This window comes from Flavivirga aquimarina (genome assembly GCF_030540835.1).
Lineage (GTDB): Bacteria > Bacteroidota > Bacteroidia > Flavobacteriales > Flavobacteriaceae > Flavivirga > Flavivirga aquimarina.
On the sequence record NZ_JAUOEK010000177.1, the window covers coordinates 1 to 23,599 of the forward strand.

Genomic DNA, 23,599 nt, shown 5'->3' on the forward strand with positions numbered 1-23,599 from the left:
TAACTAAATCCCGTTATTTATCAGTCAAAAACAATCATTTTAAGCTCTTTTTTTCTAAAAGATTAAACTTAAGTATTAATCAAAAACAACTTTTATATATTTGAATCAACAAAACTAAGTTAATACACAGACTCACGTTGTAGTGCATGCGGTATGGTAAAGGGACATAGTTTACAAAGTTAAAGGGACATAGTTTACACTTTTTTAGGTTGTAATTTGAGATAAAAATCAAATTATCATGCCTTGGAAAGCAACAACAACTATGGAACAAAAAATTGAATTTATCTGTGAATGGAGAACTGGAAAATATACCATCACAGAATTATGCAAAAACTTTGGAATCTCCAGACCAACAGCTTACAAGCTAATTGATAGATTCGAAAATCAAGGCTACAATGGTCTTATTTAGTGTAAAGTCTAATCTTTAACTTGTGTAAACCATGTCCCTTAACGAACATTAAAAAAAATTACGAATGAAAAACAAAATACTGATTTTATTACTGACTTTATCATCAATAATTGGCTTTGGTCAGAACTCAAATGAAAATGTCTTATATGTTGTCGATTCTATTCCAGTAATAGAAGAACCGAAAGAAGGATTTGGAACTTTAACGGAAAACGAAATTGATAATGTTGTTGTCATAAAAGACAAAAAAGTAATAGAATCTTCTGGCTACAAAGATTTGGATGGAATTATTTATGTTTTCACAAAAGAATATATCAAAAGACCAGATAGCATAAAAGCAATTCCGACAACTAAATTAATGACTAAAAAAAATGGAACTTGGTATTTAAAAAATAGTTCAACACCATATTCAGGAAAATTTATTGATTATTATCTAACTGGAAAAAAACAAGGCGAAGGAACTTTGTTTAACGGAAAACTAAAAGGTAAACGACTACTCTACCATTTAAGTGGAAATATATCTGACGAAATTGAATACGAGAACGGAATTTCAAACGGACTTGAACAAAGATTTTATGAAGGTGGAACTTTAATGCAAAAAGGGAGTTTCAAAAACGGAAAGGAAATTGGGATTTGGGAAATGTATCATCCAAACAGACAATTAAAACAACGGACAAACTTTGTTAACGGAAAAATGGACGGAGAATCCGTTTCTTATTATTCAACAGGAGAAATTAAGGGTAAAAACGTTTACAAAAATGGAGTTTATCAAAAAGATAAAATAAACGATAAGCTTTTCAAACTTTACAATGAATCACAGGAATTATATAAACAAGTAAACCATAAAGGAGCGATAAAAAAACTGAACAAAGCTTTAGAATTGGATTCTAATTGGGCAGAAGGATATTTTGCAAGAGGAACTATGAAATTAAATAATTTTCAATTTGACGAGGCAATTAAGGATTTTGATAAAACTCTCGAAATTGAGCCTTATTTTACCAATGCATATTCGAATCGAGCTTTTGCTGTTTTAAGAAAACACGAACTTGGAAATGGTCGGACTTTATCAAAATCAAAAGACATCCAAATAATCGCTTCAAAGAAAACAGAAATACCAGATTCGGAATTGACTAAAATTTGTACAGATTTGAAAAAAGCTGTGTCACTTGGAGATGATAATTGGATGGTTTTAGAAGCATTAGAAAAACATTGTAAAGAATAATGCCAGTAGCTAACACCGGTAATCGTTGCACAAGGCACTAAAAAATGCAGAATTCAGCCCCAAAGCTCTTTTTTAAGGTGCTTTAGTTTTTAGAAGCTCTTGTTTGTTTTCAAATTCAGGAGCTTGTTAAAAGTCTTATTTGAAGTGTTATTAAGGTTTTTATGTTTAAAACAACATGACACACTGCTTTGGTATCACTTTTTACAGTTTTAGCGGTGAATTTTAAATACTTTTTCAGGTTATAAGCTATGGCCGATAAGTGCATTACTTTATTAGCTTGATCAATGCCTATGGAATTTATTTTTCGAAGTCCCAAAAACTGAGTTAGCGTTCCTAATACAGGTTCTATGGTACTTTGGCGTTTGCCTTTCATGTAGCTGCCTCTCGAGCTGTTTACCCGGGCATTATTACGCTCATACTCTTCTTGGTAAAAGGTGACGGTAAATTTCTTTTCTTGTGCCGATTTACCTAAACATGCCGATCGTATTGGGCAGTCTACACAAACATGTTTTAATGCTCTGTATTCTTTCTTTTTGGTATGATTCTTTTTCTCAAAAAATACCTTTTTAAAAGATATTACTTTTCCTTGGGGGCAGTTCTTCATCTATATCATAACCTAAAAAGTATAAGATATCTAGACGTAAACTGCAGTGGTTTATTAAGTGTCTATCACTTATAATATTCTCTAAATAACCTACTCTAAACATAGTTTAAAGAAAACTACAGTATCGATGCTCTTTTGACCGCTTTCTCCATAATAGCCCTTGGTCATTGGGTATAGAAAGTCTAAATCCAATACCCCTTTTAAGCGTCTATAAAAGCTCTGCTCGGGAACGCGATCGCTCAATTGAAATTGAGCAAATAATTTCTCTTGATAATCTTTCTTGCCTTGCATAATACAAGATACATATTTTCTATATATTTACATAAGGTTTGTGCAACAGGCACAAACACTATCATCTATAAGCTTACTGAGCTATTTGCAAAGACTGGTGCAATCTGATGCATTTAAAGAAGCTGAAAAAACAGAACTTTTGAGAAAAATACTATACATAATCGGATTGAGTTTTTCTTTTTTTGGAATTCCTCTTTTTTATTTTATGGTTATAAATACTGGAGTAAGTCTGAAATACGAAACGGAATTTGGGGAGTGTATTTCTCAAGTTTCTGGAGTTAATTTATGTGAGCAGCAAGATTTATTTCTCACACTGGCATACTCTTGCGGAATTATATTCCTATTTTTAATTGGAATTTTAATTTACAAAACTATATAAATGGAAAACATAAACGAATTTTTATACGGAAAAGACTATTCGAAAAAAATTGACAAGTTTAATAAAGTGGTTGGCCAAATTCACACAGAATACAACGGAGAATTTGACACGACTAGTTATTTCACAATGCAACCACATAATCAAAAAGGAGAAGTGAAATTAGAATTTGACCAAAATAAAGACATTCCAAGTGAATTGAAAAAAAATAATGAGCGCTTTTAACGAAATATGGAAATAAGCCAGCACACAACATGGTGCCCTATAAAAAGCACAAGCCAATTAGAGAAATGAGATTCTTAACATTAATACTGATTTTATTAACATCAAACTTATTTGGGCAAAATAAGGTTCATCCATATAATAGAGTTGAATCAGAATTTGACAAATTACTCAAATTGACAATTAAAACGGATAGTATTATAAACTCATCGGATAACTTAAAATATCAAGAAAAGTACATTACAACTGGAATATCTGAAGGCTCAATACAGCTGACTGATAGTTTGGGAGTTGAAATTGGAAATGGAGGATTTTCAACATATACTTTTAGGAATGATAAAACTAAAGAGATTATAAAAGCCAAACATAATACAACTGTCCACTATAAATATGACATAAAGGATTCATTAAACGCAAATACCGAAAGAATAGAAATTAGTATTTATTATAAAAATGAAAAAGCATATTTTGCTATATTCAATGAATATCATTACGACAATGAAAATATTATTTCCACTAATAAATATTATGTGGAATTAAATGCAAAAAGAGAAGATGTTTTTTACTCAAATGGATTCCAAGAGAAAATGAGAAAACACATCTTGACTTTAAGTGAAGAAATAAAAAAACAAACATAAGATTAGAAACTAATTTAGTATAAAGGCTAATCTTTAATTTGTGTAAACAATGTCCCTTAACGAACATAGGAAACGGAAACCCATTTGTAAATTGACAATAAGATTAAAATAAGAGCTTTATGAAACCAACAAATAACAGTGTTACTGAATTCATAAAATCAGTTCAAAATGAAACCAGGCAAAAAGACGGATTTGTTGTTATGGAAATGATGAGTAAAATTACTGAATTAGAACCTATAAAATGGGGGCCTTCAATAATTGGATTTGGAAAATATATTCATAAATATGAAAGCGGAAGAGAAACGAACTTGCCTTTAACCTCTTTTTCGCCTAGGAAACAGCATTTGGTATTCTATGTACTAAATGGATTTGAAAATCAAGAAGAATTATTAAATGATTTAGGTAAACATAAAACGGGAAATATATGCCTATATATAAACAAACTTGCTGATGTGAATATCGAAATTTTAGAAAATATAATTGTTTCATCTTATAATAAGAATAAAAGACATGGTTGTGTCAAGCTTTGAATCAAGTTTATCTTTTTTTGAATAAAGAATATCTGATTTATGCTAAAACTGGAGAATTTCAAGATTCACCATACATTTATTGTGGAGGAAATTCTTGTCACATTGAACATGCTGAAAATGATATTATTGAAATTGAAAAGATATTAAAGAATTAAAAAAAGATTGCCAAAAAAATAATTGCCAATCTTTTTTTCAAAAACTAATCTTGTCGCACAATATCACCTAACTTATCCATTAGCAATTTGACATTAAATAAAATGGACTTCTCTTCTTTCTCGATAAACAAATGGGAATGATAAAGGGCTGCGTTATGAACCCATTCTAAAGACTTGATGATTTGTAAAGTGTCTTGGAAATTAATAAACTCCAGCAATTCTAACTGAGCAGGATATAAATTCTTTTTAATCTTTTTCGATACGTGTCGTGTATCATTCGATGTATGGACCGACTTACATTTCGGACATACATTTTGACCATTCTGTGTTGTCATAATTAAAACGGATTAAATGAATGAAAAAAGGAGAGGTCACCGACAACACATTCCAAGCAATGCTTAGATTGGTCTCGGGACTTACACCCGTATGCCTCTCCAATAACTTTTTTTTAAACCTGTTTTGAGATTTTTGCATTGCGCTTTAGTAAAATGTGTTGTCACTACAAATGTAAGAAAATAAACTACACTCAACAAAATGCTATAATTTATTGCTTCTGATTTTCCGATAGGAAAATCATTGCACACAAACATGCAATATTTAGTATATATAAGCGTTGTGGTGAGAAACAGAAATAAAATGGAAACAGAAATAGAAAAATTAATTCCACATAGATTTCCTTTTTTATTTGTAGATAAAATTATAACTGCAAATGAAAAAGAAATTATTGGAATAAAAAGTTTTGACAAATCAAATGAGATGTTAACAGGTAGTTTTCCAGAGTTTAATTTTATTCCAGGAATGATTTTGGTCGAATCAATGGCTCAATGTGGCGGTGCAGGCGTAAAAAAAGCAGGACTTGCAGATGGCTTTTTTGGACTAGCAAGTTTGGAAAATGTAACTTTTTTAAAAGGAGTGACTTATAACGAAGAAATTAAATATATTATTAAAAATATTAGAGTAAGCAACAAATTAATAAAACAATCTGGAATTGCATACACTAAAAATGAACCCATTGCCGAAGCAACTTGGCTTTGTGCTAGAATTGACTAAATAAGAATAGAAAAACGAACGCACAACAGTGGTAATCTAAAAAACACAAAATTCAACTCTTTAAGCTCCTTAAAAGGAGCTTTTTTTAGTAAAACTTGCTTGTTTTCATTAACGCTTTTACTTTACTTTCTACAGTTTTGGTAATGAATTTCAAGTACTTTTTAGATATCTCGTTCTAAAAAATGCTTATATATTTTACATTAATCCTAAACTAGATTTGCAACTTATTCTTAATGTATTTAGATTAAAAAGTAAGACAGTATTATTAAAAAAAGGAGGTGTCTTTTTCTAAAACTACCGTTAAACGATGATTGAGATATAGTTTTTATTAGCCTATAATGCTGAGTGTAAATACAATATCTAATACGTAAGATTATCCTTCCACAAATATTTAGTAATAGGTAAACTTTACATCAAATTAACACGTAAAATTTTTAAGATTCAATTAATAATAAACTAATTGCCAATCTTGGCAAAATTAAATTTTAAAAATTATGTTAAACAACAAATACTTTCTTTCTTTTTTAATGCTTTTACTGGTCTTTTCTGTAGATGCGCAAATAGATGGAGATCCAGATATTGGAGATTTATCAGCTCCTGGAGTATTCTATGATAAGTTTGAAGCGTCTTTAAATGAAGATACTTGGCGAGTAGAACATAGAATATGGGGGCAGCCAACCTATAACAATTTGTATTTACACGGAGGTGTAATACAAGAAAATTGCTATACCGAAAATGGAAATGCCGTTATGAGATCTTTAGGAGATTACTATAGTGGTGCTTTAACAAGTTTTGATGGACAATATAATACGCGTATGGGAGCAGCTATGCTTACAGATAAAAGGTTTGCTTCTGGTCGTTATGAAACCAAAATGAAAATAATACAACGAGAAAATATTGGCGTACTTTCTACGGCTTGGTTATATTGGTATGATGAAATTACAGAGAATGAGTATCCTGTACAATATGCAAAAGCGGTTGCTGCTGGTAATATTGAGTATGAAAATGATACCGAAACTGTAGTGAAGCTTAATAGTGAAATAGACATCGAAGTAAAAGGTGTTGGACTTTCGAATCCTATATTTAAAAACTGGATTGGACCAGATGAAAGAGAACTCAATGAAGAGGCCGATGGTGGTGATACCCAATTACCAATTAATCTTAACGATGGTGAATACCATGTATACCGATGGGATTGGCACACAGGTGGAAATGGAGAAATTCCAAGAGTAGAATATTATATAGATAATGTATTGTATAGAACACTTTATGAGAAAGTTCCTTACATAGCAGCTAATTATACTGTAGGGAATTGGTTTGCATGGTGGGCTGGTCATGATACAGGAATATATAATCCACCATTATTTGATACAGACTATATGTATGTTGATTGGGTTAAAATAACGCCTTTTTATGAACCAAATGATGATTGGTTTCTAGCAGAAGGGCAAACACCATATCCAAATTGGGTATCACATGAAATTCCAGGAACAATTTATGCTGTAAATTACGATCGCGGTGGTGAAGGAGTCTCTTATCACGATGATACAACAGATAATGTAGGGGATGGTATTAGACAAGACGAAGGTGTAGATACAAATACGGCCGACCCTATAAACGGGAGTTTAGGGTGGATGAAAGCAGGTGAATGGGTAGAATATACCGTATACGTTAACCAATCTGGTTTTTATTATATTAGTTTTTACGTTACTGCAGACGATGAAACTCCCGGAACATTTAGCCTAGAGGTAGACGGTACAGATGTTAGTGGTAATATTGATGCCATAGATACTGGTAGTTGGACAGATTTTCAAAGCAAAACCATTAATGATGTAGAATTGTTGGAAGGACAACATGTATTACGAGTTAATTTTATAGAAGGTGGATTTAATTGGAATCAAATGGATTTTGAACTTTCTGCTCCTATTGTAATTCAAGAACCTTACCCAGTTGCAGATACAAGACATGCCATACCAGGAACCATTAATGCAATCCATTTTGATGATGGTGGAGAAGGAATTTCTTATCACGATTCAGACAATATAAATGAAGGAAATGATACTACCCGAAATACAGGTGTAGATATTTTAGATGGAGATAATGGTAGAGGAAACATAGGGTATTCTGCTACTGGAGAATGGCTAGAATATTCTGTAAATGTAGCTCAATCTGGAAATTATGAAGTTGTTTTTAGAGTAGCTTCTAACTTAGATAACCCTGGGTCTTTTAGATTAGAATTGGATGAAACTGATATTACAGGAACCGTAAATGCACTTTCTACTGGTGGATGGACTAACTTTCAAGAATTGACAATAAATAATATAAGCCTATCAGAAGGCGATCATATTTTAAGGTTTTATTACGTTGAATCTGGGTTTGACATAAGTGAGATGACTTTCACTCCAGAATATGAATCTGGGCAAACACCATACCCTTCAATATTAGCAACCAAAATACCAGGTGTAATTCGAGCAGTAGATTATGATAATGGCGGAGCAGGCATTGCCTATTATGATGTTACTGCTGGAAACGCTAGTGGCCTAACAGATATGCCTGGACCTAGACAAGATGAAGATGTAGATACGACCTTTAATAATGACACAGAAGATGGAGGAGCTCCCACTATAGGTTGGGGTTCTGCAGGAGAATGGGTAGAATATACTATTAATGTAACGCAATCTGGAGTATACTCTGCAGAGGTACGCGTAGCATCGGTATCTGAAACTCCCGGTACATTTAGCATAGATATAGATGGTGTAGATAAAACAGGGGTTATCTCAGCTGTTTATACAGGAAGCTACTACCTTTTTGATGTTGTTACAGTGGATAATATTGATCTAGAGGAAGGTATTCATATACTTCGTTTTAACATTGTAAATAATGGTTTTAATTGGAGTAAGTTAACCTTGCAACCTAGTGATAATACTAATTTAATTTATACCAGTAAGACTTCTTCCGATGCATCGCTTAATATAACCACTAAGGAATTGGAAGAAGACAACTCTAGAATAATCTATAAAAACCCAATACAAAATAAGCTACTAAATATTCGTTTGGATAAGACCAAAGGTTCTGAATTTGATCTTAAGGTTTTAAGTTTAATAGGTTCTTTACAATTTAGTACAAAAATACAATCTGGAGACTATTTTATAGACCTTTCTAAATTATCTTCGGGTGTTTACTTAGTTTTAGTAACTAACCAAGATAATACTTTTAAAAAGGTAGAGTATATGGTTATACCTTAAATATTTAGTAAATTATAAATAAAAAGGGCAGAAGTAATTTAAAAAGCCTTAACCTTTTATTTAAAGGTTAAGGCTTTTTTTTATTTCTTGTCTCGTCCTGAAATAAGTCGCTTTTGTGTCAACTTATTTCAAGACGAGAAACTATTAAAAACAAAAAAGTCTAACATTTCTGTTAGACTTTTTTTGCTCCTTCTCTTGGGCTCGAACCAAGGACCCTCTGATTAACAGTCAGATGCTCTAACCAACTGAGCTAAGAAGGAAGGTTATTATATTTACTTTTAAGCTTTAATACAATTTCAGGATATTTAAACATATTCTGAATATACGCTTTGCTTTTCATTTTTTTAATATGAGTTTCTATTTTTCTTGCCTGAACTCTCGATTTACATGCAATGGAATAATATAAAATCCAATCTGAAACCTGTTTGTAAATGCATTATTATAAAAACCTGAATTATGTTGTTTAATCCTTTCATTCAAATCTAGCGCGTTTCACCAATATAAAACTTGTCTAATGATTTAGAATACAATATGTAAACAAAATTCATATTACTATTTTAAAGAACGTCTTTCTACTTTGCTCTAACCTCCCGATAACTATCGGGATGAGCTAAGAAGGAATGTGTGTTTTCGCCTTAGCGAGTGCAAATATATATTGTTTTTTAATTTCTGCAAACCTTTTTTTAATAAATTTTATTCAAAAATAGCTTTATAAATATCGTTCCCATTAGCAAACAAAACCAAAGCTATTATAATAAAGAAACCAACCATTTGAGCATACTCCATAAACTTATCTCCGGGCTTTCTTCCAGATACCATTTCATATAATAAAAACATAACATGGCCACCATCTAAAGCCGGTATTGGTAATAAGTTTAAAACCGCTAACATAATAGATAAAAAGGCCGTGAGTTGCCAAAAAGCAGCCCAGTTCCATGTAGCAGGGAACATTTTTCCAATAGCTGCAAAACCACCAATTTGAGCCGCTCCTTTTTTAGTAAATATATATTGAAACTGTGCTAAATAATCTTTAATTGACCAATACCCGACTGATAATCCGCTGGAAATACTTTCTCCAAAAGAATAATCTCTGTGTTGATAGATAACAGCAGAATCATCTGTTCTTTCAACAGCAACACCTATCTTATAATCTTCAGAAGGCGTTATTGATAAGGTTTTAACTATTGAATCTCTTTTAATTGTTAGAGCTACACTTTCTTTTTCTTTATTTTTTAATGCATAAGTCAAGTCGGAAAAATAATTAATGTCTTTTCCATCTATGCTCAAAATTTTATCTGTAACTAAAAGACCAGCTTTTTCGGCAGCAGAACCCGGTATTATGGAGTCTAGCTTAAATGGCTCTCTTGGTGTTAAAGCTGGTATATCACCAGATTCAAAAAGTTGAGTCCCTATATCTTCTGGAACCTTTAGTGTTTCAATAGTACCATCTATTCTTTTTACTTCTACATTATCTACTGTTCTAAACATTAAATAGGTAGACAAATTATCAGCTTCAGCAAAAGGAATATTATTTATCGAAACTATTTTATCACCATTTTTAAAACCGTATTGTTCCATTGTTTTGGAAACACCGTAGCCATACTTTACATCATCTGTATTTTGATAATCTTCACCCCAAACAAACAATATCATCATGTATATAAAAAACCCTAGTAGAAAGTTTACAATAACACCCCCCAACATAATAATTAAACGTTGCCATGCAGGCTTAGAACGAAATTCCCATGGCTGAGGTTCTTTAGCCATTTGCTCGGTGTCCATACTCTCATCAATCATTCCGGAGATCTTTACATAGCCCCCCAATGGCAACCAACCAATACCATAAACCGTATCGCCTATTTTCTTTTTAAATAATGAAAATTTAACATCAAAAAATAAATAGAATTTTTCAACACGTGTTTTAAATGCTTTAGCAGGAATAAAATGACCCAATTCATGTAAAACAACCAAAATGGAAAGGCTTAATAATAATTGAGCCGCTTTTATTAAAAATACAGACATGTATTACATTTTTTTTATAATCGCACAAAAGTACGCTTTTATACCAACTTTAAAAAGACAATTATAAGAAGCACACTTTTTTAACAAGAATTTAATCTTTAATAAAATTCTATGTATTTAAATTTTTAGTCATGAATGTTTCATTGTATTTTTGTACACATTTAATTTTACAGGTAAAATGATATCATTTTTTAAGAGTTATAAAGGATTTGCAATTGTTTTTGCTTTTATTTCCATTGTTATAATTTCAATTATCTACAACACTTTAAATGTTTACCAACCACTTGATATTTATCAACCTACAATGGTGAGTACTGAATTAGTAGACAGCACCATTCAATACAAAAAAAAGTATCATAAAATAGCCGATTTTTCACTGATTAATCAAAACGGAAAAACAATTACCCAAGACGATTATAAGGATAAAATTTACGTAGCCGATTTCTTTTTTACTACCTGCCAAACCATTTGCCCTATTATGACAAATCATATGGAGCAAATACAACAAGAGATTATTAATGACAAAGACGTTATGTTACTTTCTCACTCGGTAACTCCCGAAATAGATACTGTGGCACAATTAAAACGTTATGCCAAACAAAAAGGCGTGAACGATAAGAAATGGAATTTAGTTACCGGAGATAAAAAACAAATATATCAACTTGCCAGAAAAAGCTATTTAGCAGTTAAAGATCATGGAGATGGAGGGCCTTTTGATATGGTACATACAGAAAACTTTATGCTAATTGATAAAAAACGCCAAATAAGAGGCTTTTACGATGGCACAGATAAAAAGGATATTAATCGTTTACTTGATGATATTGAAATCCTGAAAGAAGAATATCAAAAATAGTTTTTTATCAACCATTTTTTTAGACTGTTTTTTTACATTACTTTTGCTTCTTTAAAATCAATCTAAATAAGTTTGCAAGACACTTTAGCACATCTAAAACATGGTGAGAAAGGTATTATTACCGATATTTCATCAATTCACATACCATTAAAACTCTTAGAAATGGGATGTTTACCGGGTAATTTTGTTCAACTTGTGCAACTTGCTCCCTTTCAGGATCCCATGTATTTAAATATTAATGGGACACACTTAGCCATTAGAAAAGAAACAGCTTCTCATATTTTAATTGATAAAATAACAGATGAGTAAGCAGATAAATGTAGCTTTAATAGGCAATCCCAACACAGGAAAAACATCCGTTTTTAATGCATTAACAGGATTAAACCAAAAAGTCGGTAATTATCCGGGGATTACGGTCGAAAAAAAAGAGGGTATTTGTAAACTCCCACGGGGCGTTAAAGCACATATTATTGATTTACCTGGAACTTACAGTTTGAATGCTTCTTCTCTTGATGAAAATGTTGTTATAGAACTCCTTTTAAATAAAAATGATAAAGATTTTCCAGACATAGCAGTGGTGGTAAGTGATGTCGAAAATTTAAAACGAAACCTGTTACTGTTTACTCAAATTAAGGATTTAGAAATCCCTACACTCCTTGTTATTAATATGTCAGATAGGATGAATTACAAGGGTATTTCGTTAAATATTGATTATTTAGAAGAACATCTCCAAACCAAAATAGCTTTAATAAGTACGAGAAAAAATGAAGGTATAGGTCGTTTAAAGGATCTTATCGCCAACTTTAAAGACCTTCCTATAACCCCTTGTTTAAATGCTTCGGAAATAGACCAAGATTATTTTGATAATTTACGTAAAGCATTTCCAAATCAACTTTTATATAAACTTTGGCTGGTAATTACACAAGATGTTAACTTCGGAAAAACAGATAGAAAAGAAATAGATGCCGTTGCTAATTTTAAAACTAAAAGCAAAGGGGATTTAAAACGTTTACAACAAAAGGAAACTATTAAGCGCTATCAATTTATAAATAATGTTCTTAAAAAAGGACAAACCATTGATGTGTCGCAAGCCAAAGACTTACGAACAAAACTAGATCGTATTTTAACCCATAAAGTTTGGGGCTATGCTATTTTCTTTGTTATTCTATTGACTCTATTTCAGGCAATTTACGACTGGTCTAGTGTGCCAATGGATTTTATCGATAACGTTTTTGCGTCCTTAAGCGAATGGGCTAAAGATATGTTACCAAATGGTGCTTTTACCAATTTGTTGGCAGAAGGGATTATTCCTGGTCTTGGAGGCATCGTTATTTTTATACCTCAAATCGCTTTCTTATTCCTATTTATAGCCATACTTGAAGAAAGTGGTTATATGAGCCGTGTTGTATTCTTAATGGATCGAGTGATGCGGCGTTTTGGTCTAAGTGGGAAAAGTGTTGTTCCACTAATTTCTGGTACAGCCTGTGCCATTCCAGCCGTTATGGCTACAAGAAATATTGAAAGCTGGAAAGAACGCCTAATTACTATTTTAGTAACGCCGTTTACAACCTGTTCTGCGAGGCTCCCTGTTTATTTAATTATTATATCGTTGGTTATTCCCGAAGGACGTTTTCTTGGTTTAGGATACCAGGCTTTAACACTCATGCTTTTATATTTAATTGGTTTCGGGGTAGCAGTTATTTCTGCATATATCTTAAATAAAATTTTAAAAATAAAAAGTAAAACATTCTTTGTTGTAGAAATGCCCAATTATAAACTCCCTTTGTTTAAAAATGTCGCTTTAACTGTTATTGAAAAAACAAAGTCTTTTATTTTTGGTGCAGGTAAAATTATTCTTGCCATATCCATTATTCTTTGGTTTTTAGCTTCTTATGGTCCGGGAGAACAGTTTCATAATGCAGAGAATATTGTTAAAGCAGAATATATTACTCAAAATTTAACCGAAGAGGATTTGCAACAAAAAATAGCATCTCATAAACTGGAATATTCTTTTATTGGTATTACCGGACGTGCTATAGAACCAGTTATAAGACCTTTAGGTTACGATTGGAAAATTGGCATTGCAATAATAAGTTCTTTTGCAGCTCGCGAAGTATTTGTGGGAACATTAGCAACGATTTATAGCGTTGGAAGCGACGATGAAGAAACTATAAAAAACCGAATGGCAGGTGAAGTTAACCTTGTACTTGGCGGACCACTATTTACATTTGCTTCCGGTATTTCATTACTGTTATTTTATGCTTTCGCCATGCAATGTATGAGTACTTTGGCCATTGTAAAACGCGAAACCAATTCTTGGAAATGGCCTTTATTGCAATTAGTCATTATGACAGTTTTTGCTTATATTGTTGCTTTGCTGGCATTTCAATTTTTGAAATAAAAGGTTTGAAATTAAAAAACGACTAAAGTAAAATGAATGCAATTATTCAAAACATATTAGTTTTTTCAGCACTTTCTTTAGCTATCGTTTTTTTAGTTAAAAAATTCTTCTGGAAAAAGAAATCATCAAAAAAAGTTTGTGGTAGCGATGACAATTGTGCCTGTCATTAAACCATAATTTATTTTCCTATATTTGGTTGCAACTAAATTAAACCAGATTATGAAAACTAAGCTCTCCTTTTTTATTCTACTATTTACCCTAATTAGTATTAACGGCTTTTCTCAGAAAAAAGAAAAAACAAAAACATTGTTTGATAAAGATTTAAGCAATTTTGATATTTGGTTAGGTACTCCTCATAGTACTGTTACGGGGCTTCCCGAAGGTACTTATCAATCAGACAAAATAGGCTCTGGTAACCCCATAGGTTTGAACAACAACTTGAAAGATGTATTTTCAATAATTGAAGAAAATGGGGAACCTGTTTTAAAAATTACTGGTGAAATTTTTGGAGGTTTAACGACTAAAAAAGAATACGAAAACTATCATTTAAGCGTGATGTTTAAATGGGGCGATAAAAAATGGGAGCCACGATTAGATAGAAAAAGAGACAGTGGTATTTTGTACCATTGTTATGGTGAACATGGGCGTTTTTGGTATGCATGGAAGACATGTTTAGAATACCAAGTACAAGAAAGCGATTTAGGTGATTTTATTCCATTAGGAGGCAATAGTGCAACACCAAAAGTTGGCTCACCTATAGTTGATATTCGTGGCGATTTTAAAGAAGAAAAGAAATTTGATCCTAGTTCCGAAAGCTATTCTATTGGTAAAGGATATATTCAGGCTGCTTCCGAACATGATGTCCCTCATGGTGAATGGAATCATTTAGAAATTTATGTAATTGGTAACAATTCGGTGCATATAGTTAATGGAGAAATTGTTATGGTTGTAGAAAATGCAAAAAAGCATGATGGTACCATATTAAATAAGGGAGAAATTCAAATTCAGTCTGAAGCTGCCGAATGTTATTACAAACGATTTACATTAACACCAGTTAAAAAGTTTCCAAAATTCATAAGAAAACAAGTTCGTTTTAAGTCTTAAAACATATAAGAAAGACTAAGAAACTTTTACAAAGAGATTATTGGCTATCATATTAGAAATAGTAAACTCTTTGGTTAGAATTTGTATGGTTATAGAATTGTCGAAAGGTTCTTTGTGAATAACCTTTAACTCGGTGCCTAAAGCAATACAGTTTTTATCTAAATATTTTAAAAATTCAGATGAAGAGTCCTGAACACCAACACAAATACAGTCGTCTCCTATTTGGGCTTCAGACAAAAGGATTTTATCAATTTTTTTAATTTTCCCACTTTTATCAGGAATAGGATCTCCATGCGGATCATGCGTTGGATACTCTAAAAAAGCATCTAATTGGCTAATTAATTTTTCAGATTTTATATGCTCTAACTGTTCTGCGACATCATGAATTTCGTCCCAGGAAAAGTTTAATTTTTCAACTAAAAACACTTCCCATAGTCTATGCTTCCTTACAATGTTAATAGCTATATCTATACCTTTAGCGGTTAATGAAACACCCTGATATTTTTTATAATCTACATATTCCTTTTCAGAAAGTTTCTTAACCATATCGGTCACAGACGATGCTTTTGTTTCCATCTCTTTGGCAATAGCATTCGTGCTAACGTTATTCACACCATACTTTCCAAGGTGGTAAATAGCTTTAATATAATTTTCTTCGGTGAGGGTTATCATAACTATTTTTAGATAAAACAAATATATAAAAATTAATAATATTAAAATTATTTTTAGACTTATCTAAAAATAATTTTATATTTGCACAAAAAATTAATTATGAGATACCTAATAATCGGTTTTGTAAGTGTATTATCCTTTTCAGTAACTGCCCAAAATATTACAGGCAAAACACAAACAGATGGTAGTACTTTACCTTATGTAAATGTTTATTTAAAAAGCGAACAAAAAGGAGCCGTATCTAACGATGACGGCACCTTTAAAATAAATAATGTAGAGGCTGGAACATATACTATTATTGCTTCTTTCACCGGATATCAAACTCAAAAAAAGACAATTAATATATCTTCAAATGATATTGTTGTGAATTTTGATCTACCAGAATCAGAATTACTTGATGAAGTTGTGGTTACAGGAACTTTAAAAGCAGTATCCCGTTTAGAAAGCCCTGTACCAGTTGAAGTTTACTCTCCTACATTTTTAAAAAAGAACCCAACACCCAATATTTTTGAAGCCTTACAAAATGTAAACGGCGTTCGCCCACAGATTAATTGTAACGTTTGTAATACAGGAGACATTCATATTAATGGTTTAGAAGGCCCCTATACCCTTGTGCTTATTGATGGTATGCCTATTGTAAGTGGGTTGTCTACTGTTTATGGGCTTTCCGGAATACCGAATTCTTTAATCGAGCAAATAGAAATAGTAAAAGGCCCTGCATCTTCTCTTTATGGAAGTGAAGCCGTAGGAGGTTTAATTAATATCATTACAAAACTTCCTGAAAATGCCCCTCGATTTTTTGCAGATAGTTATGTAACAGGTTGGGGAGAGGTTAATCTGGATGTAGGTTTTAAAACCAAAGTAGGAAAAAAAGCTAACTTGCTTTTTGGGACTAATTATTTCAACTATAACAATCCAATAGATAATAACGGAGACAATTTCACCGATTTAACCCTCCAAAATAGAATTTCTGTTTTTCAGAAATGGGATTTTAAACGTGATTCTAATAGACTATTTTCTTTAGCTGGACGCTATTTTTATGAAGATAGATGGGGTGGGGAAATGCAATGGAATCCTTCTTTTAGAGGAGGAAATGAAGTTTATGGCGAAAGTATTTATACGTCTCGTTTTGAGCTTTTAGGAAAGTATCAGCTACCCGTAACCGAAAAAGTGTTGTTTCAATTTTCCTATACAGATCATGATCAAAATTCGGTATACGGCAATGTGCCTTACCTAGCGCAGCAACGTATTGGTTTCGGGCAATTTACTTGGGACAAACCACTTAAAAATCATGATTTACTCTTTGGGGTAGCCGCCAGATACAATTACTATAACGATAGTACACCAGCCACCGTAGGCGCCGACGAAGTTGTAATCCCTTCTCTTTTTGCACAAGATGAAATTAAACTTAGTGACAAAAACACACTACTACTGGGTGCACGCTATGATTACGATAAAAGGCATGGTAATATATTTACCCCAAGAATTGCATATAAATTCAAACCCACAAGTGATGACATTTTTCGGGTAAATGCAGGAACAGGTTTTAGAGTCGTTAATATATTTACCGAAGAACACGCAGCCCTTACAGGAGCAAGAGATGTTATCATTACAGAAGAATTAAAACCAGAACGCTCCTATAATGTTAATGTAAATTATCTTAAAAAGTTTTATACTAAATCGGGAGCTATTATAGGGCTAGATGCCTCTGCTTGGTATACTCATTTTACAAATCTAATTACACCAGATTACGATACAAACCCCAATCAAATTATATACGATAACTTAGATGGTAAAGCCATTACAAAAGGGGTAAGTGTAAATTTTGATGCCATTATTGCAAGTGGCGTTAAGGTTTTAATAGGTGGTACATTTCAAGATGTATCGCAAACTGAAAATGGTATAAAACAGCGTCAGATTTTAACCGAACGCTTTACGGGAACATGGGCAGCTTCTTATAAAAGTTATAAATACAATTTAACGTTGGATTATACTGGAAATATATACGGACCTATGCGTTTGCCTACTTTAGGAGAATTTGATCCACGAAAAGAAAATTCACCGGTGTGGAGTATACAAAACATACAATTAACTTACGACGGATTAACTAATTTTGAAATTTACGGAGGTGTGAAAAATTTATTAAACTGGACACCAAATAGAGGTAACCCTTTTATTATTTCAAGAGCCAATGATCCATTCGATAAAACCTTAGACGAGAACGACCCTACAGATTTACCTTTTGACCCATCATATGTTTACGGACCAAATCAAGGTATTCGTGCTTTTTTTGGCATGAGATATTCTTTTAAATAATTAAGTGCTTTTTAGTAATTTCACGACAAATTAAATACATGCAAAAATATCTCTACATAATCGTTATCAGTTTCCTTTTTTTAAGCTGTAAAAACGAAAAAAAAGCTAATGATAAATTTAATGTGGTAACTACCACATCTATGATTACCGACTTAGTAAAAAACATTGGAGGAGAACATATTAACCTACAAGGACTTATGGGAAGTGGTGTTGATCCGCATTTATATAAAGCCAGTGAAGGAGATGTTTCCAAGTTAGCTAATGCCGATGTTATTTTTTATAATGGGCTTCATTTAGAAGGTAAATTGGTAGAAGTATTCGAAAAAATGCACAATCAAAAAACAAAAACCATTGCAATTTCTGATGCTTTAGATGAAAAAACCTTGATTGGTTCGGAGTATTTTGCCTCTAATTACGATCCGCATATTTGGTTTAATATAGATTATTGGATGCAAGTCACTAAATTTATTGTTGAAAAACTTTCGGAAACAATTCCAGAGCAAAAAACAACATTCGAAGCTAACGGTGCTAATTATATGGAACAATTAGAAGCATTAAAAACCAAATTAATAGCAACCGTTGAAACGCTTCCGAAGGAAAAACGTATTTTGGTAACAGCACACGATGCTTTTAATTATTTCGGAAAATCATTTAATTTTGAAGTGGTTGGCTTACAAGGACTTTCAACCGCTACGGAAGCCGGTGTACAAGATGTTCAAAAGCTATCAGCTTTCATTATAGAAAATAATGTAAAAGCCATTTTTGTAGAAAGCTCGGTGCCTAAACGTACTATTGAGGCACTACAGGCAGCTGTAAACTCTAAAGGGCACGATGTAACTATCGGAGGCTCCTTATACTCGGATGCACTTGGAAACGCAGGTACTATTGAAGGGACATATATTGGTATGTTTGAGTATAACGTAAATACGATTATTAATGCGCTTAAATAAGTTAGCAGTATTCAGTGGCAGTCTGCAGTATAAAAACAACAATATTCCAAGGATGAAAAATATAAGAATCTTTTTAATTGGAACATAAAAGAATAATAGCAAGAAGCTCCTTTCCTATTTTAGGAAAGGTGGCTTTCAATTTCCTAAGAAATTGAAAGTCGGAAAGGTAAATGCTTAAATAAGCTAACAATATTAAGTGATAATACCTAAAAACAATATAAGTAAGAATTCCTTCCCTGTTTTAGAGACAGTAGATTCAGCTTAAAAAAGCTAAATTCGGAAGGGTAAAATAAGAAAAATGAAAAACAACATTGCCGTAAAAGTAGACGATTTAACCGTCGCATATAATTACAAACCCGTACTTTGGGATATTGATTTAGAGATTCCAGAAGGTGTTCTTATGGCTATTGTAGGACCAAACGGTGCTGGAAAATCAACGCTCATAAAATCAATTCTTGGTATTTTAAACCCCATAGCAGGCAGTGTTAGTATTTACGGAAAGTCTTATGAAAAACAACGAGCGTTAGTTGCTTATGTACCACAAAAAGGAAGTGTAGATTGGGATTTTCCAACAACAGCTTTAGATGTTGTGATGATGGGAACATACGGTAGTTTAGGTTGGATAAAACGCCCCGGACAAAAAGAAAAAAAGATAGCCCTTGAAGCCTTGGAAAAAGTAGGCATGTTACCTTTTAAAAATAGACAAATAAGCCAACTTTCTGGCGGACAGCAACAACGTATTTTCTTGGCAAGGGCTTTGGTACAGGATGCCTCCATTTATTTTATGGACGAACCATTCCAGGGAGTAGATGCCACTACCGAGATTGCTATTATAAATATTTTAAAAGAATTAAGAAAAGCCAATAAAACGGTTATTGTTGTGCATCACGATTTACAAACAGTTCCAGAATATTTCGACTGGGTTACTTTTTTAAATGTGAAAAAGATTGCCACAGGCCCGGTTAAAGATATCTTTAATGATGATAACTTAACAAAAACCTATGGTATTAATTATAAAGTGAGTATACAGGAATAATTCATTCCCGCGAAGGCGGGAATCTCATGAACATAAACTAAAATTAAATAGATATCTGCTGTAGTTTGTATTGAACGATTTGTGCGGAGCGTAGCCGAAAGGCAGGAATTATGGATATAACAGAATACATAAAGCTAGTCTTCACAGACTACACCCTAAGAACCATTACACTAGGTACTGCTATTCTAGGTGCAGTAACTGGTATGTTGGGAAGCTTTGCTGTATTGCGAAAACAAAGCCTTTTGGGAGATGCTATTTCTCATGCTGCTCTACCGGGTATTGCAATTTCATTCTTAATTACAGGAGCAAAAGATAGCAACGTTTTATTGTTAGGTGCTTTAGTAAGCGGACTTATTGGGACTTTTTGGATTCGTGGAATCATTAAAAAAACACATTTAAAATCAGATACAGCTTTAGGGCTTATTCTCTCTTTGTTTTTTGGTTTTGGGATGCTCCTTCTAACTTTTATTCAAAAACAACCCAATGCCAATCAAGCAGGTTTAGACAAATATTTATTTGGACAAGCGGCTACCTTAATAGAAAGCGATGTATGGCTTATGGCTATTGTAACGGGGGCTTGCCTTGTCGTCTTATTACTTTTCTGGAAAGAATTTAAAATCCTTCTTTTCGATGCCGACTACACAAAAACACTAGGTTTTAATACTAAGTTTATAGATATTCTAATTACTACTTTTATTGTATTAGCCATAGTATTGGGTCTACAAACAGTTGGTGTTGTACTTATGAGTGCTATGTTATTAGCCCCAGCCGCCGCCGCGAGACAATGGACCAATAGTTTAGGTATTATGGTGTTTTTGGCAGCGCTATTTGGAGCCTTTTCAGGTGTTTTTGGAACAGCGATTAGTGCTAGTCAAAATAACCTATCAACAGGGCCTGTCATAGTTATTGTTGCCAGTGTATTTGTATTAATTTCTTTTATCTTTTCACCAAGTCGAGGATTACTTTTTAAACAAATAAGGTTTATTAAAAATCGTCGCGATTTACAACTACATAAAACCTTGGCCTTTATGCACCATATTGCTAAAACACACGAAAATATTTCGCATCCGCATACGGTTAAAATACTTAATAATTTTCAAGGGTACACCCGTTCTACACTTCAAAAATTAGTACATAAAAACTATGTAAGACTAGATGGTAATATGTGGAGTTTAACAGAAGAAGGTTTTAAAACAGCTTCTAATTTGTATAACCAACAATCGGACAATAATGAGTAACGCCCAGATAGAAATACAGCTCATTGCTAGTTTAGTTGCTATAGCCTGTGCTATTCCGGGTACTTTTTTAGTGCTTCGTAAAATGGCTATGATTAGTGATGCGATTAGTCATTCTATCTTGCCGGGTATCGTTATTGGGTTTTTTATTACCCAAGATTTAAACTCCCCTTTATTAATTCTATTAGCGGCATTAACAGGAATCATTACAGTGATTTTGGTAGAATATATTCAAAAAACAGGACTGGTAAAAGAAGATACCGCTATTGGTTTAGTGTTTCCTGCATTGTTTAGTATAGGTGTTATTTTAATTGCTAAAAATGCCAACGATGTTCATTTAGACGTAGATGCTGTATTGTTGGGAGAATTAGCCTTTGCTCCTTTTGACAGGTTATTAATTGCCGGAGTAGATGTGGGCCCAAAATCGTTATGGATTATTGGATGTATTTTACTAATCACCATCGGGCTGTTATTTGCATTTTTTAAAGAGCTTAAGATAAGTACGTTTGATGTGGGATTATCAGCCTCTTTGGGGTTCTCGCCTACTATTATTCATTACGGATTAATGACAGTTTCTTCGGTTACTACCGTTGGTGCTTTTGATGCTGTTGGCGCTATTTTAGTAGTTGCTTTAATGATTGCTCCTGCAGCTACAGCCTACTTGCTTACTACCAATTTAAAACGTATGCTCGTCTATGCCATTTGTTTTGGTGTATTTAGTGCTATGTCTGGTTATTGGCTAGCTCATTGGTTAGATGCTTCTATTGCAGGATCTATTACTACTATGCTGGGCTTATTATTCTTAGTAATTTATTTATTTGCTCCCAATAAAGGCGTTATTGCTGTTTTGTACAGGGAAAAACAACAACGTACAGAAGTATCATTACTTACTTTTTTGCTGCATTTAAGGAATCATAGCGAGGAAGAAGAACGTCATGTAAACCACCTTAACGAACATATTAATTGGCAAAAAGTGCGTAGTAAAACAGTATTGGAATTGGCACTTAAAAACAATATGATTGTTATTGATAATGATGTCGTATCACTAACTGAAAAGGGAAACGATTTCACGTCCCAGGCAATCGATTATATTATTACCAACGAAGATTCTAAGATTGAACATATGAAGGATGACTTCTTTTTGTTTAGGGGGTAATATCCTTTTTATAAGTTTTTTTGCAATTTTGGACTTGCTTTCTTTTGCAATATTCGTAAATTTTATCAAGTTGCTTTTCAGCAAATTCAGACAAACAATTTTCAGTTTAAAAGGTTCTGAATACCGTCTGATCACTTTGTCATTCTTTGTACATAATTGTGTTAAATTATGTAGCCTTTATTCAGGACGACTCACAAACAAGCACTTCCAAAAAATAAAGCTCCTTAAAAAGAAGTTTTTGAGTTAATTTCTGTATTTTTTAGTGCCTTGTGCAACGATTACCAATGTTAGCAACTTTAATTTTGTTTATTCTTTCATATAATATTTTAACTTCTCTATGTCAGGATCAATCATATCAAGAAAAATAGGGTTTCCTTTTTTATTGAATAAAATTACAGACCAATAGATTGAATCTGAATTTTGTTGAATGGAGTCAAGATGCATTCCATAATCCTCAATTAATCCCATAAATGTTAAGCTTCTTTTTTTTGCATTACATCTTTTGATATTAAATGAATCAAGTAATGTAATTATGTTAGACATGTAATAATTGTTGTCGTCGGCAACGATATAAAACGTGTCTTCTCCATTTTTCTGTTTTAGATAGTTAATTTGTTTGTCTGTTGGAGAAATTAATAAAGCTGAATTTTGCTTAATTATCTGTGTTTTTGTTGTGTCATAGTCGGGCAAAACAAAATATTTTAAAATTTTATCATAATCATCAGTAAAGTTGAAATGTTTGATTTTCCTTTCTTTTAAATTTTCTGATAGAGTGTCATTATCATCATTGCTTTTACGGTCTAATGTTTTTTTGAGTATGCTGATACTATCACTTTTTATTTGAGAGGTGTTTATAGCTTTTTTTGAATTTTTATTTGAGCAAGAAATTGTAAATGATATTGCTAAAACTAAAATGGGGAATATTTTAAAATTCATTTTTATAAGTTCATTTTTTTTATTGTTGCTAACGGCAGTCTGTCTCAAAACTAATTTTACTTCTCTGAGAATCTCATATTTGAGATTTTTCAAAGATACCTATCCGAATACCAAAACCAAAACCAAAATAAGAGGTTTTGAGACACTCTGACGGCTTCGTATAAGAATTGCGTGGTTAA

23 protein-coding genes and 1 tRNA gene are annotated in these 23,599 nt (G+C 32.5%); 17 read left to right on the forward strand and 7 right to left on the reverse strand.

All coding sequences use genetic code 11. The features are described from left to right. The first annotated feature begins 238 nt into the window (after positions 1-238). Both Q4Q35_RS18865 and Q4Q35_RS18870 read left to right on the forward strand, forming a co-directional pair. The gene (locus Q4Q35_RS18865; RefSeq protein ID WP_303279583.1) at positions 239-409 is read left to right on the forward strand and encodes a helix-turn-helix domain-containing protein; all 171 of its coding nucleotides are present in this window, start codon (positions 239-241) and stop codon (positions 407-409) included. 64 nt (positions 410-473) lie between these two features. Next, positions 474-1,628, forward strand: coding sequence for a hypothetical protein (locus tag Q4Q35_RS18870; protein ID WP_303279584.1), 1,155 nt, complete (start codon positions 474-476; stop codon positions 1,626-1,628). A 115-nt stretch (positions 1,629-1,743) separates the two neighbouring features. Here the strand turns inward: Q4Q35_RS18870 and Q4Q35_RS18875 are convergent, their stop codons facing one another. Genes Q4Q35_RS18875 through Q4Q35_RS22575 form a run of 3 tightly spaced genes read right to left on the reverse strand, consistent with a single transcriptional unit; the run spans position 1,744 to position 2,523 of the window. Further along, positions 1,744-2,232, reverse strand: coding sequence for a transposase (locus Q4Q35_RS18875; protein ID WP_303279585.1), 489 nt, complete (start codon positions 2,230-2,232; stop codon positions 1,744-1,746). After that, positions 2,195-2,335, reverse strand: a complete 141-nt coding sequence (locus Q4Q35_RS18880; protein WP_303279586.1) for a transposase — start codon at positions 2,333-2,335, stop codon at positions 2,195-2,197. The genes Q4Q35_RS18875 and Q4Q35_RS18880 overlap by 38 nt, the downstream gene beginning before the upstream one ends. Further along, entirely contained in the window at positions 2,323-2,523 is a 201-nt protein-coding gene (locus Q4Q35_RS22575) for a transposase (protein WP_496559761.1), read from the reverse strand. Before Q4Q35_RS22575 ends, Q4Q35_RS18880 begins: the two co-directional genes overlap by 13 nt. A gap of 40 nt (positions 2,524-2,563) precedes the next feature. On the opposite strand from Q4Q35_RS22575, the gene Q4Q35_RS18885 reads away from it, so the two are divergent. From Q4Q35_RS18885 to Q4Q35_RS18910, 6 genes are all read left to right on the forward strand, one after another. Further along, on the forward strand, positions 2,564-2,902 hold the full coding sequence (locus Q4Q35_RS18885; protein WP_303279587.1) for a hypothetical protein: 339 nt from the start codon (positions 2,564-2,566) through the stop codon (positions 2,900-2,902). Further along, on the forward strand, positions 2,903-3,124 hold the full coding sequence (locus Q4Q35_RS18890; RefSeq protein ID WP_303279588.1) for a hypothetical protein: 222 nt from the start codon (positions 2,903-2,905) through the stop codon (positions 3,122-3,124). Positions 3,125-3,189: 65 nt separating this feature from the next. Beyond that, on the forward strand, positions 3,190-3,759 hold the full coding sequence (locus Q4Q35_RS18895; protein ID WP_303279589.1) for a hypothetical protein: 570 nt from the start codon (positions 3,190-3,192) through the stop codon (positions 3,757-3,759). 119 nt (positions 3,760-3,878) lie between these two features. Then, complete coding sequence (locus tag Q4Q35_RS18900; protein WP_303279590.1) at positions 3,879-4,289, forward strand: DUF1801 domain-containing protein; 411 nt, start codon at positions 3,879-3,881, stop codon at positions 4,287-4,289. Between the two features lie 791 nt (positions 4,290-5,080). After that, on the forward strand, positions 5,081-5,494 hold the full coding sequence (locus Q4Q35_RS18905; RefSeq protein ID WP_303279591.1) for a 3-hydroxyacyl-ACP dehydratase FabZ family protein: 414 nt from the start codon (positions 5,081-5,083) through the stop codon (positions 5,492-5,494). 494 nt (positions 5,495-5,988) lie between these two features. Next, positions 5,989-8,739, forward strand: coding sequence for a carbohydrate-binding protein (locus tag Q4Q35_RS18910; RefSeq protein ID WP_303279592.1), 2,751 nt, complete (start codon positions 5,989-5,991; stop codon positions 8,737-8,739). A 186-nt stretch (positions 8,740-8,925) separates the two neighbouring features. On the opposite strand, the gene Q4Q35_RS18915 is transcribed toward Q4Q35_RS18910, so the two are convergent. Both Q4Q35_RS18915 and rseP read right to left on the reverse strand, forming a co-directional pair. After that, positions 8,926-8,999, reverse strand: a tRNA-Asn gene (locus Q4Q35_RS18915). 433 nt (positions 9,000-9,432) lie between these two features. Further along, on the reverse strand, positions 9,433-10,761 hold the full coding sequence (gene rseP / locus Q4Q35_RS18920) for an RIP metalloprotease RseP (protein WP_303279593.1): 1,329 nt from the start codon (positions 10,759-10,761) through the stop codon (positions 9,433-9,435). 178 nt (positions 10,762-10,939) lie between these two features. On the opposite strand from rseP, the gene Q4Q35_RS18925 reads away from it, so the two are divergent. From Q4Q35_RS18925 to Q4Q35_RS18945, 4 genes are all read left to right on the forward strand, one after another. Next, on the forward strand, positions 10,940-11,614 hold the full coding sequence (locus tag Q4Q35_RS18925) for an SCO family protein (protein WP_303279594.1): 675 nt from the start codon (positions 10,940-10,942) through the stop codon (positions 11,612-11,614). Positions 11,615-11,686: 72 nt separating this feature from the next. After that, positions 11,687-11,923 carry a FeoA family protein gene (locus Q4Q35_RS18930; protein WP_303279595.1) on the forward strand — a complete coding sequence of 79 codons (237 nt, stop codon included), beginning with the start codon at positions 11,687-11,689 and terminating at the stop codon, positions 11,921-11,923. Then, positions 11,916-14,015, forward strand: a complete 2,100-nt coding sequence (gene feoB / locus Q4Q35_RS18935; protein WP_303279596.1) for a ferrous iron transport protein B — start codon at positions 11,916-11,918, stop codon at positions 14,013-14,015. Before Q4Q35_RS18930 ends, feoB begins: the two co-directional genes overlap by 8 nt. A gap of 219 nt (positions 14,016-14,234) precedes the next feature. After that, positions 14,235-15,119: a 3-keto-disaccharide hydrolase gene (locus tag Q4Q35_RS18945; RefSeq protein WP_303279598.1), complete on the forward strand. Its 885-nt coding sequence runs from the start codon at positions 14,235-14,237 to the stop codon at positions 15,117-15,119. A gap of 15 nt (positions 15,120-15,134) precedes the next feature. Here the strand turns inward: Q4Q35_RS18945 and Q4Q35_RS18950 are convergent, their stop codons facing one another. Further along, positions 15,135-15,791 (reverse strand): metal-dependent transcriptional regulator, encoded by a 657-nt coding sequence (locus Q4Q35_RS18950; protein WP_303279599.1) that lies wholly within the window; start codon positions 15,789-15,791, stop codon positions 15,135-15,137. A 99-nt stretch (positions 15,792-15,890) separates the two neighbouring features. Between Q4Q35_RS18950 and Q4Q35_RS18955 the strand changes: the two genes are divergently transcribed. From Q4Q35_RS18955 to Q4Q35_RS18975, 5 genes are all read left to right on the forward strand, one after another. Then, on the forward strand, positions 15,891-18,107 hold the full coding sequence (locus tag Q4Q35_RS18955) for a TonB-dependent receptor (RefSeq protein WP_303279601.1): 2,217 nt from the start codon (positions 15,891-15,893) through the stop codon (positions 18,105-18,107). A 38-nt stretch (positions 18,108-18,145) separates the two neighbouring features. Continuing rightward, on the forward strand, positions 18,146-19,057 hold the full coding sequence (locus Q4Q35_RS18960; protein WP_303279602.1) for a metal ABC transporter solute-binding protein, Zn/Mn family: 912 nt from the start codon (positions 18,146-18,148) through the stop codon (positions 19,055-19,057). A gap of 298 nt (positions 19,058-19,355) precedes the next feature. Beyond that, the gene (locus tag Q4Q35_RS18965; protein WP_303279603.1) at positions 19,356-20,093 is read left to right on the forward strand and encodes a metal ABC transporter ATP-binding protein; all 738 of its coding nucleotides are present in this window, start codon (positions 19,356-19,358) and stop codon (positions 20,091-20,093) included. A 110-nt stretch (positions 20,094-20,203) separates the two neighbouring features. Next, positions 20,204-21,331, forward strand: coding sequence for a metal ABC transporter permease (locus Q4Q35_RS18970; protein WP_303279604.1), 1,128 nt, complete (start codon positions 20,204-20,206; stop codon positions 21,329-21,331). Continuing rightward, positions 21,324-22,484, forward strand: a complete 1,161-nt coding sequence (locus Q4Q35_RS18975; protein ID WP_303279605.1) for a metal ABC transporter permease — start codon at positions 21,324-21,326, stop codon at positions 22,482-22,484. Before Q4Q35_RS18970 ends, Q4Q35_RS18975 begins: the two co-directional genes overlap by 8 nt. Positions 22,485-22,790: 306 nt before the next feature. Here the strand turns inward: Q4Q35_RS18975 and Q4Q35_RS18980 are convergent, their stop codons facing one another. Beyond that, positions 22,791-23,513, reverse strand: coding sequence for a hypothetical protein (locus Q4Q35_RS18980; protein WP_303279606.1), 723 nt, complete (start codon positions 23,511-23,513; stop codon positions 22,791-22,793). Between the last annotated feature and the right edge of the window lie 86 nt (positions 23,514-23,599).

What these genes read in the sequence shown, in the direction of transcription:
- Q4Q35_RS18865 (WP_303279583.1), top strand. Translation starts at nt 239, where the DNA reads ATGCCTTGGAAAGCAACAACAACTATGGAACAAAAAATTGAATTTATC.
- Q4Q35_RS18870 (WP_303279584.1), top strand. Translation starts at nt 474, where the DNA reads ATGAAAAACAAAATACTGATTTTATTACTGACTTTATCATCAATAATT.
- Q4Q35_RS18875 (WP_303279585.1), bottom strand. Translation starts at nt 2,232, where the DNA reads ATGAAGAACTGCCCCCAAGGAAAAGTAATATCTTTTAAAAAGGTATTT.
- Q4Q35_RS18880 (WP_303279586.1), bottom strand. Translation starts at nt 2,335, where the DNA reads ATGTTTAGAGTAGGTTATTTAGAGAATATTATAAGTGATAGACACTTA.
- Q4Q35_RS22575 (WP_496559761.1), bottom strand. Translation starts at nt 2,523, where the DNA reads ATGCAAGGCAAGAAAGATTATCAAGAGAAATTATTTGCTCAATTTCAA.
- Q4Q35_RS18890 (WP_303279588.1), top strand. Translation starts at nt 2,903, where the DNA reads ATGGAAAACATAAACGAATTTTTATACGGAAAAGACTATTCGAAAAAA.
- Q4Q35_RS18895 (WP_303279589.1), top strand. Translation starts at nt 3,190, where the DNA reads ATGAGATTCTTAACATTAATACTGATTTTATTAACATCAAACTTATTT.
- Q4Q35_RS18900 (WP_303279590.1), top strand. Translation starts at nt 3,879, where the DNA reads ATGAAACCAACAAATAACAGTGTTACTGAATTCATAAAATCAGTTCAA.
- Q4Q35_RS18905 (WP_303279591.1), top strand. Translation starts at nt 5,081, where the DNA reads ATGGAAACAGAAATAGAAAAATTAATTCCACATAGATTTCCTTTTTTA.
- Q4Q35_RS18910 (WP_303279592.1), top strand. Translation starts at nt 5,989, where the DNA reads ATGTTAAACAACAAATACTTTCTTTCTTTTTTAATGCTTTTACTGGTC.
- rseP (WP_303279593.1), bottom strand. Translation starts at nt 10,761, where the DNA reads ATGTCTGTATTTTTAATAAAAGCGGCTCAATTATTATTAAGCCTTTCC.
- Q4Q35_RS18925 (WP_303279594.1), top strand. Translation starts at nt 10,940, where the DNA reads ATGATATCATTTTTTAAGAGTTATAAAGGATTTGCAATTGTTTTTGCT.
- feoB (WP_303279596.1), top strand. Translation starts at nt 11,916, where the DNA reads ATGAGTAAGCAGATAAATGTAGCTTTAATAGGCAATCCCAACACAGGA.
- Q4Q35_RS18945 (WP_303279598.1), top strand. Translation starts at nt 14,235, where the DNA reads ATGAAAACTAAGCTCTCCTTTTTTATTCTACTATTTACCCTAATTAGT.
- Q4Q35_RS18950 (WP_303279599.1), bottom strand. Translation starts at nt 15,791, where the DNA reads ATGATAACCCTCACCGAAGAAAATTATATTAAAGCTATTTACCACCTT.
- Q4Q35_RS18955 (WP_303279601.1), top strand. Translation starts at nt 15,891, where the DNA reads ATGAGATACCTAATAATCGGTTTTGTAAGTGTATTATCCTTTTCAGTA.
- Q4Q35_RS18960 (WP_303279602.1), top strand. Translation starts at nt 18,146, where the DNA reads ATGCAAAAATATCTCTACATAATCGTTATCAGTTTCCTTTTTTTAAGC.
- Q4Q35_RS18965 (WP_303279603.1), top strand. Translation starts at nt 19,356, where the DNA reads ATGAAAAACAACATTGCCGTAAAAGTAGACGATTTAACCGTCGCATAT.
- Q4Q35_RS18970 (WP_303279604.1), top strand. Translation starts at nt 20,204, where the DNA reads ATGGATATAACAGAATACATAAAGCTAGTCTTCACAGACTACACCCTA.
- Q4Q35_RS18975 (WP_303279605.1), top strand. Translation starts at nt 21,324, where the DNA reads ATGAGTAACGCCCAGATAGAAATACAGCTCATTGCTAGTTTAGTTGCT.